This window comes from Paenibacillus sp. SJS-P3, assembly GCF_056711585.1.
Window position 1 is genome coordinate 3,884,589 of sequence record NZ_CM160043.1, and the last position, 12,495, is coordinate 3,897,083.

Annotated in this window: 10 protein-coding genes; 2 read left to right on the forward strand and 8 right to left on the reverse strand. The window is 60.1% G+C overall.

All coding sequences use genetic code 11. The annotated features are described in order from the left end of the window. Nucleotides 1-140: 140 nt before the first annotated feature. From AC06G8_RS17930 to uptA, 4 genes are all read right to left on the reverse strand, one after another. Nucleotides 141-2,324: a Tex family protein gene (locus AC06G8_RS17930; protein WP_480285463.1), complete on the reverse strand. Its 2,184-nt coding sequence runs from the start codon at nt 2,322-2,324 to the stop codon at nt 141-143. 183 nt (nt 2,325-2,507) lie between these two features. Continuing rightward, nucleotides 2,508-3,143, reverse strand: a complete 636-nt coding sequence (locus AC06G8_RS17935) for an MBL fold metallo-hydrolase (protein WP_447663997.1) — start codon at nt 3,141-3,143, stop codon at nt 2,508-2,510. 8 nt (nt 3,144-3,151) lie between these two features. Beyond that, nucleotides 3,152-3,718: a thioredoxin family protein gene (locus AC06G8_RS17940; protein WP_447663982.1), complete on the reverse strand. Its 567-nt coding sequence runs from the start codon at nt 3,716-3,718 to the stop codon at nt 3,152-3,154. 88 nt (nt 3,719-3,806) lie between these two features. Further along, nucleotides 3,807-4,415, reverse strand: a complete 609-nt coding sequence (gene uptA, locus AC06G8_RS17945; RefSeq protein ID WP_480283452.1) for an undecaprenyl phosphate transporter UptA — start codon at nt 4,413-4,415, stop codon at nt 3,807-3,809. Between the two features lie 166 nt (nt 4,416-4,581). On the opposite strand from uptA, the gene AC06G8_RS17950 reads away from it, so the two are divergent. Continuing rightward, a complete protein-coding gene (locus AC06G8_RS17950; protein ID WP_480283453.1) occupies nt 4,582-5,037 on the forward strand; it encodes a cupredoxin domain-containing protein in 456 nt (151 codons plus the stop codon). 620 nt (nt 5,038-5,657) lie between these two features. Then, a complete protein-coding gene (locus tag AC06G8_RS17955) occupies nt 5,658-5,972 on the forward strand; it encodes a dehydrogenase (protein WP_447663984.1) in 315 nt (104 codons plus the stop codon). 61 nt (nt 5,973-6,033) lie between these two features. Here AC06G8_RS17955 and AC06G8_RS17960 read toward each other — a convergent pair whose 3' ends face one another. From AC06G8_RS17960 to AC06G8_RS17975, 4 genes are all read right to left on the reverse strand, one after another. Beyond that, nucleotides 6,034-8,379, reverse strand: a complete 2,346-nt coding sequence (locus tag AC06G8_RS17960) for a hypothetical protein (protein WP_480283454.1) — start codon at nt 8,377-8,379, stop codon at nt 6,034-6,036. A gap of 223 nt (nt 8,380-8,602) precedes the next feature. Beyond that, entirely contained in the window at nt 8,603-9,487 is an 885-nt protein-coding gene (locus AC06G8_RS17965; RefSeq protein WP_480283455.1) for a hypothetical protein, read from the reverse strand. Between the two features lie 40 nt (nt 9,488-9,527). Beyond that, entirely contained in the window at nt 9,528-10,610 is a 1,083-nt protein-coding gene (locus AC06G8_RS17970; RefSeq protein WP_480283456.1) for an HD-GYP domain-containing protein, read from the reverse strand. A 133-nt stretch (nt 10,611-10,743) separates the two neighbouring features. Then, on the reverse strand, nt 10,744-12,471 hold the full coding sequence (locus AC06G8_RS17975; RefSeq protein ID WP_480283457.1) for a histidine kinase N-terminal 7TM domain-containing diguanylate cyclase: 1,728 nt from the start codon (nt 12,469-12,471) through the stop codon (nt 10,744-10,746). Between the last annotated feature and the right edge of the window lie 24 nt (nt 12,472-12,495).

Sequence of the window (12,495 nt, forward strand, 5' to 3'; positions counted from 1 at the left end):
CGGCTATGGACAAATAGCCGAACAAGGTGCCCTGCAGCCCGCAGGACACCTTGTTTGGCTTGGCCGGCTTCACGGGCGACAGCCGAGCTGCCGTCGATGCGAAGCTCCATGCGACAACGGGACCTGGCCCGGCCGGCAAATTATCCCGGTGAGCGCATGGTGAGGCCGACACGGCCTTTTTTCAAGTCCACATTCAGCACCCATACCGTCACGACGTCGCCGACCGCCACGACATCCATCGGATGCTTGACGAAGCGGTCGCTCATCTGGGAGATGTGGACAAGGCCGTCGTTCTTGATGCCGATGTCCACGAAGGCGCCGAAATCGATGACGTTGCGGACCGTCCCCTGGAGCTCCATGCCGGCCTGCAGATCCTCGATCGCGAGCACGTCCTTGGAGAAGACGGGCGCAGGCAGCTCCTCGCGCGGATCCCTTCCCGGACGCATCAGGCTATCGATGATATCCTTCAGGGTCGGCTCGCCCACGCCGAGACGTCCAGCGAGCGAGGATGCATCCGCCGCCGAGAGCTGCTCCCGCGCACGATCCGTTCCGATGGCGTCCATGCCGATTCCGAGCTCCCGGAACAGTCCGGCGACGACGGCATAGGATTCGGGATGGATCGGGGTCCGGTCGAGCGGGTTGGCCGCTTCGGGAATGCGGATGAAGCCGATGCACTGCTCATACGTCTTGGCGCCCAGACGGGGCACCTTCTTGAGCTCTGCGCGCGATCCGAACCTGCCGGTCTCCTCGCGATGCTTCACGATGTTCTTGGCGGTCGTTGCATTGATTCCAGCCACATAAGACAAGAGGGATGCCGAAGCGGTATTGGCGTCCACTCCGACATGGTTGACGGCAGATTCCACGACGCCGCCGAGCGTCTCGCCGAGCCGCTTCTGGCTGACGTCATGCTGGTACTGGCCGACGCCGATCGCCTTCGGCTCGATCTTGACGAGCTCGGCCAGAGGATCCTGCAGGCGGCGAGCGATGGAAACCGCGCTGCGCTCCGCTACATCGAGCGTTGGAAACTCCTCCGCGGCAAGCCTGGAAGCCGAATAGACGCTTGCGCCGGCCTCGCTGACGATAATGTATTGGAGCGTCTCAGCGCCCTTCTTGCCTGCTGCGGCCCGGTTTTTGATGAGGCCGGCGATAAAGCTCTCGGTCTCTCTCGAGGCGGTGCCGTTGCCGATGACGATGAGAGTAACGCCGTATTTGTCGATCAGTCCGCCGATGATCCGTTCCGCATCCGCGACCTTGTTGTTCGGAGGAGTCGGGTAGGTGACGGCGACTTCTAGCAGCTTGCCGGTCTCGTCCACGACGGCCAGCTTGCAGCCGGTCCGATAAGCCGGATCGACGCCGAGCACCACGTATCCGGGAACCGGCGGCTGAAGAAGCAGATTCCGCAAATTGGCGGAGAAAATGCCGATCGCATGCTCTTCCGCCTTATCCGTCAGCTCCGACCGGACTTCCCGCTCGATGGAAGGAGCGATCAGGCGCTTGTAGGCGTCCTCGATGGCGGAGACGAGCGCCTCCTTGACGCCGGGCGAGGTTCCTTGGCGCAGCGTGTGCCGGATCATGTAGTCGTGGATCCGATCGGCCTGAACCTCCAGGCTGACGCGGAGCACCTCTTCCCTTTCCCCGCGGTTGATGGCAAGGACGCGATGCGGAGGAAGCTTGCGCAGCGGCTCCCGATAGTCATAGTACATCTCGTAGACGGATTCCTCTCCGGCTTGCCGAACGACGGTACGAAGAGCTCCCTGCTCCATCGTGAACTTGCGCACCCATGCCCGTGTCCTCGCCTCGTCGGCCATCTCCTCCGCAATGATGTCCTGAGCTCCCGCCAGGGCATCGGCAGGCGTCTCGACGCCTTTGTCCGGATGAACGTAAGCCTCGGCTTGCTTCAGCGGATCTCCTTGACGGGGCTGCGACAGCAGCCACCGGGCAAGCGGCTCGAGTCCGCGCTCTCGCGCGACGGAAGCGCGCGTCTTGCGCTTTTGCCGGTAAGGACGGTACAGATCCTCCACTTCCTGCAGCTTCATGGAGCCGAGCACGGCCTTCTCCAGCTCCGGAGTCAGCTTTCCCTGCTCGCCGATCAGCCGCAGCACTTCCCGCTTGCGTTCTTCCAGGCTGCGGCGGTAATTCAGCCTCTCCTCGATGGAGCGCAGCTCGTTCTCGTCCAGCTCTCCGGTCATTTCCTTGCGGTAGCGGGCGATGAAAGGAATCGTGTTGCCTTCGTCGAGCAGCCCGACAGCCGCCTTCACCTTGCTAAGAGGAAGGCCGAGCTCCTGGGCGACGCCCTTCACGATGCGCTCCTGTTCGGCCGCCATCTCCTCCGGCGAAAGCGCTGGCCGCGCTTCCCCTTCTTGCCTCGCGTCCGTATCCGTGCCGATTCTATCCGCCAATCTCATTGCCGCCTCTCCATTGCTTGATAGGAATCAAAAGCTGCCGAAGGAAATAAAAACCGCCCCTTCCGCGGAAACAACCGGGCGGAAGGAAGCGGACAATCGCTCTCAGCCGATTCGTACATAAGGGTTATTCTGCATTTCATGCCCGATCGTCGTCGCCTGCCCGTGGCCGTTGTGGACCTTGACCTGCGGATCGAGGCGATAGAGCTTGGACCGGATGGAGTTGTACAGGTCCGCCTCGCGTCCGCCAGGCAGATCCGTGCGCCCGATCGATTGCCGGAACAGCACGTCTCCGGAAAACAGGTCCGAGCCATGCAGGAAGCTGACGCTTCCGGGGCTGTGGCCCGGAGTGTGCAGGACGCGGAAGCTGAATCCCGCCAGCTCCAGCTTCATGCCCTCGTCGAGGGCGTATTCGGCCGGGTCGGTCACGAGCGGCGGAGTCATATGGCTCCATCGCAGGGATCCGTTCTTTGCGGGATCGGTCAGCCAATCCGCCTCTAGATCGTGGATATAGACCGGGCATCCGAATGCCTTGCGAACCTCGTCCACACCGCCCATATGGTCCAGATGGGCGTGCGTCAGGAGGATCGCCTCCAGCTTGAAGCCTCCGCTGCGGATGCGCTCCACGAGACGCTTCGGTTCCATGCCGGGATCGATGACGACCGCCTGGCCGCTCTCTTCGTTGATCAACAGATAACAGTTCGTCTGGATGGGGCCGAGCACGAACTTCTCGATCTTCATCGTGCTCATCAGATCGACGAGAACAGCTCGCGCAGCTCGCGAACGACTTCTCTCTGATAGGCAGCGTCCTCACCGTAGCGGCGCATGATCTCCTTGCGCGTCTCGGCCAGGTTATCCTGATAGCCAGGCGCTTCGCGGTCGGTGTTCTCCTGCTTGAACCGGACCATCGGCTCCTGGATGCGGGCCGGGCGCGGGCCCCATTGCCCGAGCACATGGCCGCCGGTGTCGGCGACGATGACAATCGGCACCGAGCGCCCTCCCATGGTGAGGAACTGGTCCATCGTATCGAGATGCTCTTCCATGATCAGCACTTCGACGGGCACGCCGCTGTTCTCCAGCGCGCGAAGCACGGCCGGAATGTTGCGCACGACGTCGCCGCACCAATCCGCCATCAGGATCAGCACCCGCAGATCATCACGGTTGTTCAGCGATTCGAAAAACTCACGGTCGTCCTCGCTTTCCCATTCGAAGCGGTCGTACCAGGAATCGAAAGCTTCCTTGTTTTTCGTCATGCCTTCGCGGAACTGCTGCGGCGTGATTCCCTTCGACAGCTTGTCCGCTATTTGCTTGGCCATAGGTTATCCACTCCTTGTCGCCTTGCCGCCGGCGGCGGCTTCAGGCGCATTTCCATCTATTGTACCAAAGGTCCGGACTGCGCCACAATCAGACCGTGCGGCTGCGGGAACGCAAGTATTTGAACAGCACGTATATGATCAGCACCGCGGCGGCGACCAGAATGGCCGGCATCGTGTAAGGAGCTGCCTTGTCCTTGATCTGTTCCCAGTTGCTGCCCAGGCTGCGGCCGATATAGACGAACAGGATCGACCACGGAAGCGAAGCGATCGCCGTCAGAAGCGTGAAGGTGGACAGCGGCATGCGGGCCATTCCCGCAGGAATGGAGATGACCTGGCGCATCACCGGAACGAAGCGGGCGGTGAACACCATGCCCGGACCGTAGCGCTGGAACCAGCCTTCGGCGATATCGATATGCTTTGGCTTGATCTTGATGTATTTTCCGTATTTGTCCAGGAACGGACGCCCCCCGTACAAGCCGATCGCATACAGGATCCACTGCTGCAGGATCGCGCCGACCGTCCCGCAAAGAACCGCGCCCCAGAAGGTCATGCTGCCCGTGGATACCATATAGCCGGCATAGCCGAGCACGATCTCGCTCGGGATCACTTCCATGGCAAGCCCCAGAATGATGCCGAAATACCCGAGCTTCTCTACGATGCCGAGCAAATAAGTGACGAGTTCATGAAAAAAGTGCATGCATTCCACTCCAATCTCATAATGCGGCGATACTTTCGCCATCGGTGTTTTGTCCCGGTAATTCTATCATAGGCTTCCCGAATGGTGCCATAGGACAAACGGTCATGGCAGCCGAAACGGATGCATAGAATGTATTGATGACATGGACAAGAAGGGGTGGACCGTAATGAATGCCATTATCGTAACGAGAAAACAGCTCCGGTTCGCGGCTCTCGCGCTCACGATCGCCATTCTTGCCGTCGCCTGCTGGAGGCTGTATCCGAGCGTTTCCGGCGAAGCGGCGTCGGCGACGGCAGCGGCGAATTCGCAGGTATTCGAGATGGTCACCGGCGAGTTCAGAAGCCAGACGGCAGACGGCAAGGAAATCGAAGTGTATCAATGGAGCCCGAGCTTCCTCACAGTGAAGAAAGGCGAGCAGGTCACGCTGCGCATCACCGGCGTCAACGGCGCCAGCCACCCGTTCGTCATTGAAGGGCTTGGCGTAAAAGGAGAGGTCAGAAAAGGGGCGGTGACGGAAGTCAGCTTCACGCCGGAAAAAGCAGGCACCTATCCGATCATCTGCATGACCCATACGGACCTCAAGCACGGCGGACCGATGGTCGGATACATCCACGTCCAGTAGGCTGGCCGGGACCGGACATGCTTGAAACGATCGGAAAGCCGAAAAAGCTGCGTTCCCTTCTTGGGGGAAGCAGCTTTTTTTCATGAAGTCTGAGGGCGGATCCCGCCCCAAGCCGGAAACGGAGATGAAACTATCGGCCAAACGTGGCCTTGACGTCCCGCGGCAGCAGGAAAAGGCGAAGCAGGAAAAGGCGAAGCAGGAAGCAGCTATGGAGGGCCTTTTGCCGGAAGCTGTTCCGGGGAGAAAAAGCGGATTGCTTTTGCCGGAGACTGTTCCGGGGAGAAAAAGCGGCGGATCTCTCGCTTGGAACCGATCCGGCTGGAAGCTGCGGTCGCCTTCGAAAAAAAACGTTCCGGGTGAAGAAGCGGCCACTGAAAAAGTAGCGTAAGGCGCGAAATCGTTCTGGAGAAACGGATGCGGTCGCCTTTGTCCCCGGATTTCAACCGTTAAAAGCGGTAGAAATCAGAGAAATCTGGGGACAACAGCGATCGGAAGAATGATTTCCGTCTGCAGCGACACATTTTCAGTGGCCTCGGTGAAGAAGCGGATGGTCTTCGGCTTGCGCCGGCCTGCACATCCTGCCTGCCCGAACATATATTGTGGGGAAAGGAGTGGGCTCGATGAACGGCATGCCAGGCAGCAAGCATCAGCGTGAGCTCCCTACCGCCCGCAAAATCCGGCGCGCCTGCAGCAATGAGCTGTACCGGACCGCCAAGCGCCTGAAAGGATATATTTCCAAGGAGCAGATGGAGCAGGCGGAAAAGCTGTACACGCGCAAGGTCTATCTCAATCTCGTGTTCGTCCACGAGAACCGCGACAACCGCAAAAAGCTGTGCGACTGGTGGGACGACAACGTCGCCGCCGAAATTGCCGAGCTGTGGCAGGCCGACCCGGAAAAGCTGAAGACGGCATTCCGCGATGCCTTCGGCGGCTGAAGGAAATCCATGCCGCGGCGCGTAAGCTGCGGCTGCCCGAGCTCGGAACCAAGGCAGCGGGCTAAGGAATGACTGCTGCCACCGGCCAGCCGTCGAGCAGCTCCGCCAGCGAAGCGGCAGCGGCCGCAGCTTCCGGCATCATGCGGAAGCCGCGGCTGTTCGCCGGCGTCCCGAGGAGCGGTGCCTGCCGGACAAGCTCCGCATAGTCCGCATACAGCCCGAGCGCCCGCCTGGCTGTGCCTCGGGCCAGCGCAGCTTTTCCTTGCCGGAGCTGCAGCTGCGCCAGCTCGAGCAGCAGCTCCGGCACGGCCGCCTGCCTGGACGCGTTCCACTTGTCCAGGCGCAGCGCCGCGCGCAGCCGCGCTTCCGCGCGCGGCGCATCCCCGAGCTCGGCATAAGCCATGCCGAGCTCCCACTGCAGCGGAGCGGACTGCGGCTCATAGCGCAGTCCGTCCGCCAGCAGCGCCGTCCTCCCGCGAGGCGGGAGGAGAGGCGCCAGGTCGAGGCGGACCCGGGTCCATGCCGGGTCCGCCTCGACCGCCGCGCGCAGCAGCGCGATGCGCGCGGCGCCGGCCGCGCCGGAGGCGGCTTCGCGCAGCCGCACGGCGCGGCCGGACTGCTGGCTGGCGGCGGCAGCGGCCGCCAGCCAGCAGGCGAACAGCAGCAGCGCGGCCCGGCGCGCGATGCTTGGCATTTCGCGCCGATTCATAATAGGCGCCCCTCTCTCTTTTGCCGGCATGATAGAGACATTGCATTCCAGCAGCGTTTCCCTCGCGTCCCCTTCCGCTCCCATCGAGGCGCTTCCGGCAGCCAGGAAAATAAGGAAGATCCAGAACAGTCCGTACGACATATCGATGTCCGCCGCGGCATGCAGAAGCAGCGCCGCAGGCGCCGCGGCACCATCCTTTCTTCCCGAAGCGGCCAATGCCAGCACGACGGCTGCAAACAGCAGCATCAGGAGCAACCCTGCGGCTCCATGATCCATGAGCTGGTCGAGGTAGCCGCTATGGACTTCGCTTCCCGTATACGGAACTCGCTGCACAGAGCGGTACAGGCTCCGCCACGAATCCCCTCCTGTCCCTAGAAAAGGAGCTTTCGCCGCGATGCTTAGAGCATCCAGGTAATACATCAGCCGCGATGACCCCGTCTCATGCGAAGCGGCCGCCCGATGGACAGGACTCAAAGGCAGCCACAGCAGCGCTGCCGCCAACAGGAAGCCTCCTGGTGCGAGCAGCCTCCAAATCAAAGGCTTCGTAAAAAGCCGGCTCCTCCAACCTCGCTCCCCCCGGCTCGAAGCAGCTTCGATGCGAGATTCGGATAGATTTTCAGCCAGAGGCTTGGAAATAGGATCGGATGGAACCTCTCTCCGGCACGTAGAAACCAGCTGCAGCATGAATAATGCGCCGACAGCCAGCACAGCCGGAGCAGCTGCCCAAGCCGCCGCCTCGCTTAACCGCGTTTCGGCGGAGGGAATGCCCCAGGCGGCAGGCCCGAGGCGGTAGGCTAATCCCGTCAGCGCCGCTCCCCCCGGCAAAGTCCCGGCGGCAGACACCAGCCACCGCCATCGGATGTCTCTTGGAGCGAGCAGCATCCCGAGCAGCAAGCCGGCTCCGGCAGCCGCCCATGAGCCTCGCGACTCCGTCAGCACCAGCACGGCTAAGCAAGGCGCGGCGAGAAGCGCAGCGCTCCAGCGGAGCAGGCGATTGCCGCCGGCGAGGATCATCCACTGGAACACAAGGAGCGACGCCATAAAAGCCCCGAGGGAATTGCTGTACTGCAGCCAGCCCGCCAGTCTCATGCCTGATGAGGACAACCGTTCATCCGCCGTGAACATAATATAATCGGTTCCGCGAATCCAGCCGAACCACGCAGCGATAGAGACGGCAACAGCGGCAGCCGCGAACAGCTGAATGCCGGCAGCCACACTGCGGCTTCCGGCCAGCCGAGTTCGCAGCAGCACGATCAGTGCGGCCAGCACGCTCCAGCGGAGCGCTTCATTCAGGCTGCCTCGCACCGAAACAGGCGAGAAAGCAAGCCCGACAACGCAAAGCACCGACAATGCCGCAGCAAGGAAACAGGCCGCTGTCAGCAGCCTGTCCATCCTGCTCGCTCCCCGCCTCGGCCCCGGCCGTATCTTTCCCTGCGCTTGCCGCCTAATCCCTGCACCGAGGAGCGAAGCTGCCGCCGCTAGGCAAAGCATCGTTTGCAAGCCGTAGTAGCGCTCATCGAAATACATTCCCGCCCGGCTCATCACCCAGACAAGCAGCGCTGCGCAAGCCGTAGCTCCCGCCGCTCCGCGCAAGGATATCCCGTTCATCCGGATGCGTCCAAGCGCATTCCGGCCTCTTTTTCGCGCAGGAACTTCCTCCGATTGCTGGACGCTTTTTCCGCCGGATTCCGAATGCATGCGGCAGCCCCCCTTCTGCTCCCATTGTTGCCGCTCTCCCGGCCTCCATACCTTCTTTTCAGAGAATCCCTTTTTGAGCCCTCTCGTTCAAGGAATCCATGGAGCTGCGTTTGTCTTCGTCTTTGGCAAAAACAAAAAAAGCCTGCAGAGCAGGCTTTTGGCGCAAAAAAATCATCCCGGCTTCTGCAAGCGGCAGCACCCGGGATGATCTCAGGCAATCCTATTACATAGTCCCATCCTCCGAACCTTGCCGTCCGGCTCTGCGGGCCAAATAATATTGCTTCATCTGCTCATGGACGATGAAAGCGCGGAGCTGACGGGCCGCTTCCGGCTCCAGCGCTCCCAATCTCGCTCCATAGGAGGGAGCGCCTGCGGCGTCCTGCCTCCACAACACCTCAAGCCTGCAATGAAGCTCGAACCCGAGGTCAAGGACGGCCTCCACTTCGCCGGAGCAGGGCAGATCGATTTCCTTCGACGCCCTGAATCCCACGCCCTCCAGGCTGATGTTGCATACCGTGATTTCGGCCAGCGCCGCCTTCTTGCGGCGAAGCTCGTCCTGCTGCTCCAGATGGGAAAGATCTTCCTCGTCCATCAGCTTTTCCAGCTTCTGCAGCAGCGCCTCGTCGAGCCCGTTGTGGCGAAGCTCATCCGACCATTGGAAGCGGAGCAGATCCGTGCGGGTCGGCTTGCGGTTCCCGCTCCGGTCTCCGACCAGCAGTCGGCCGGCGCAATTCACTTCGATCCGCGGATGAATCCTCTTCTCTTCCGGAAGCAAATACCGCTCGTAAGGAAACAGCAAGGCGAGGGAACCGTCGCGGCGTCCGATCACCCGCGAAGGCATCCGATACATCCCGGAAACCGACTCCACGCTGAGCCAGACGGATTTGCCCAGCACGAACAGCTGGGGATTTGCAACTCCGACCTCGATGAGGTCGCCCTCCATCAAAGTAAGCGTTCCTTCCTCGATTAAGCCGTCTTGCTCGACCATCGTCCGGCTGCCGAGCAGAAGCGAAGGGATCAATGTCTGCTCCAGCCAGGTGCTGTCTTCTCCAGACTGCCGATCCGGTTCTGCTTGAGGGGATAGCGATGATTCCGGCATTTGCATCATGGAACATTCCTCCTGAGCCTGTAGGGTGCCTTGGCAAAAACTAAATTTCCCGGATTATGGTCAGATGCAGCTCGGTCCGCAGGTCGATATCGTACGGTACGGACGGCTCCGAGCCGTCTGCTTCCTTGATGAGGCGAACAATCGGACGATGCACGGCGACCTGGAAGTTTTTGGAGACGACGCCGATCTGCCCCGTGTTCAGCTCCACCGTCGTGGAGACGGGATACATGGAAATATGATTGCAGAACAGTCGGACCAGATCAAGATCGAAGTAGGTGTTGCCGGATGCGAATAAAAATTCGATCGCCTCGGAAGGCGTGTATCTTTTGCGGTATGGCCGTGACGCGGTCAGCGCATCGAACACATCGGCGATGCCGACGATCTGGGCATAGATGTGAATCTCGTCTTTCTTGATCCCTCGGGGATAGCCGCTCCCGTCATAACGTTCATGATGCTGAAGAGCGCAGTGCGCGGAGAGCAGGGACACGTCATGCTGCTTGCGGAGAAGATCGAAGCCTTCCACGGTATGGTTCTCGACGATCTTCCGTTCCTCCGCTGTCAGAGGCCCCGGCTTCTGCAGCAGCGGCTTCGGTACGCGCGTCATGCCGATGTCGAACAGAAGCGCCCCGATGCCGAGCTCCTCGAGCTGGTTGCGGTTGAACCCTTTGGCAATGCCGATAATGCCCGCCAGCACGGCCACATTGATGGAATGCTGGAACAAATAGGAATCGTGGGTATGAATTTGTCCGAGCTCGACGAATACGTCCTCCCGGGTCTGGATATCGTTCATGATATCGCCGAAGACGGATCGGAACGTCCTGCCCATCTCCGGAAGAGCGGCTCTGCCCCGAGCTTGCGGCTGACTGATCTGGACCGTCATCAGCTTGTGCATCGCTTCCGCGGCTTTCCGCCTTGTGCTGTCCCGGATCGTCTCGATCGGCTCGATGCCCTCGGTAAGCGCATCCTCCACGAATATGATGTCGATGCCAAGCTCGGTCAATCGCTGGATGTACCGGCTGCTGAGCTCCATGCCCACTCCGAGCAGAATGTTGCCATCCTCGCGAAAGATTGGCCTTGCGAGCTTTGCGCCCGGCTGTACGCTGCTAACTAGTACTTTTCTCATGACTTACGGCTCCGCTTTTAGAATATCATGCCTTCTTGCAGCTAAAATTGAACTTGCAGGAATTGGTTCTATTCTATCAGAAAATTCGCGGTCGTGTCATGCCTTTAAGGGGGTCATCTGTCCCATAAGGCCGTCAAGCGAGCTTGCGGCCTACGATGCAATTGCGCCCGTTGTTCTTGGCCTCGTACAGAGCCGCATCCGCCTGCTCGAACAAATGCCGAATGTAAGCCGTGGATTCCCTTGCATCCGAAGGAGTCTGGCGGCCCTCGACGGACAACACGCCTACGCTGATCGTAACCGATATGGAAAGTCCCGATTTTCCCGTCATGATGCGGTTGCTCTCCACCGTCTCCTTGAGCCGTTCGGCCAGCTTCTCCGCCTGCTGCCGGTTCGTGTGGGGCAAGTAGATGGCGAATTCCTCCCCTCCGTAGCGGGCCAGAAGATCGGATCTGCGAAGAATGCCCTTTACCGCCTCCGCCGTGCCGAACAGCACTTCATCCCCGATAATATGGCCGTAGCTGTCGTTGATCTGCTTGAACAGATCGATGTCGAACATGATGACGGCGAAAGGAATGTGATAGCGGATGTTGGCCGCCATCTCATGCTCCAGCCTCTGCATCAGGAACCGCCTGTTGTAGCAGCCGGTCAGGCTGTCGGTCGTCGCCATCTGCTCCAGCTTCAGGTTCGCTTTGAACAGCTCCTCCTGAATTTGGACGAGCTCTCTGTTGCGATGCTGCAGCATCTCGTTCTGCCTGTTCTTTTCTTCCACCAAATAACGGATCTCCGTCACATCCTGCATGGAGATCACCCTGCCGAGAAGCTCTTTCGTCCCGGAGAGGATGGGGGAAGCATCCAGAAGGACATGCCTCATTCCGAAGGCATCCGGTCCTGGGATGGCCAGCTCCATCTGCACCCGCTCCGGTATGACGGATCCATATTTGGCCATGAAGGCTTCCGTTTCCGCGGTGTTCGTACCGCATTCTCGAAGGAATGCCGCCAGATCGACCCGGTCCCCCGTCTTTGCCGGCATGTACGATTCCAGCGAACGGTTGCATTCCAGCACCACGTCATGCGCATCGATGACGACCAGACCGGCTGCAAGCGAATCCGAGATATCTTTCTGTGCGATCCGCACGATATCGAAAACGCGGTAGCGCTGGATCGACGTGGTGAAATATAAGGCCGAAAGAGCGAGTCCAAGCGAGGTAATGCCGGGAATATCGGGGAAGTACTCGCTGAACAAGACATTGACGAGGAGATCGGCCCATCCGAAGGCCAGGAAGAGCAGCATTCCCTTGAGCGCCATCCCTACCTGGCTCCGATGCCTGGGGGTCACCCCCTTGCGCAGCGCTTTCACGACACAGATCATGGACAGTAGGCAGAGCAGGACAATCTCGGCGATCATGAACCAGAAAATGGGGCCGTACTCCCTCTGCGACCATACGTCTCCGCCTGTCCGGACGAACATCCCCCTCGGATTGGCCATTATGCCGATCACCGTCAGGGCGACGGGGACGGCCAGTGCTGCGGATGCCCTGCGGGTAAGCAAATACGATTGGCCTGTAAGGAAGAAGGTGAGTACGAGCCAGCCGGCTCCCTGCAGCGAAAGGGACGAGAAGGAAGCCGAAATGTAGAAGAGCTGGAAATGGGGATTGTCCGTCGTCTTGGCTCCGAATTGAGTCAGCGGCCAGAGCATCATGGAGAAGTGAAAAAGCAAATATACCTTATGTAGTCGCGTCATAGGGTTATGGAGAAAGAGATAGAAAAATAGGCCAAGCATAAACACGAACAAACTGAAATCAGCCCATATCCATGATTCCAATTGCTTCACCCATTCGCTTAAAAATCCATTGTCTTCCATTATATCACAGGCGGCAGGGTCCGC

Coding starts and splice junctions, on each gene's coding strand:
- AC06G8_RS17930 (WP_480285463.1), bottom strand. CDS start 2,324: ATGGCGGCCGAACAGGAGCGCATCGTGAAGGGCGTCGCCCAGGAGCTC.
- AC06G8_RS17935 (WP_447663997.1), bottom strand. CDS start 3,143: ATGAAGATCGAGAAGTTCGTGCTCGGCCCCATCCAGACGAACTGTTAT.
- AC06G8_RS17940 (WP_447663982.1), bottom strand. CDS start 3,718: ATGGCCAAGCAAATAGCGGACAAGCTGTCGAAGGGAATCACGCCGCAG.
- uptA (WP_480283452.1), bottom strand. CDS start 4,415: ATGCACTTTTTTCATGAACTCGTCACTTATTTGCTCGGCATCGTAGAG.
- AC06G8_RS17950 (WP_480283453.1), top strand. CDS start 4,582: ATGAATGCCATTATCGTAACGAGAAAACAGCTCCGGTTCGCGGCTCTC.
- AC06G8_RS17955 (WP_447663984.1), top strand. CDS start 5,658: ATGAACGGCATGCCAGGCAGCAAGCATCAGCGTGAGCTCCCTACCGCC.
- AC06G8_RS17960 (WP_480283454.1), bottom strand. CDS start 8,379: ATGCATTCGGAATCCGGCGGAAAAAGCGTCCAGCAATCGGAGGAAGTT.
- AC06G8_RS17965 (WP_480283455.1), bottom strand. CDS start 9,487: ATGATGCAAATGCCGGAATCATCGCTATCCCCTCAAGCAGAACCGGAT.
- AC06G8_RS17970 (WP_480283456.1), bottom strand. CDS start 10,610: ATGAGAAAAGTACTAGTTAGCAGCGTACAGCCGGGCGCAAAGCTCGCA.
- AC06G8_RS17975 (WP_480283457.1), bottom strand. CDS start 12,471: ATGGAAGACAATGGATTTTTAAGCGAATGGGTGAAGCAATTGGAATCA.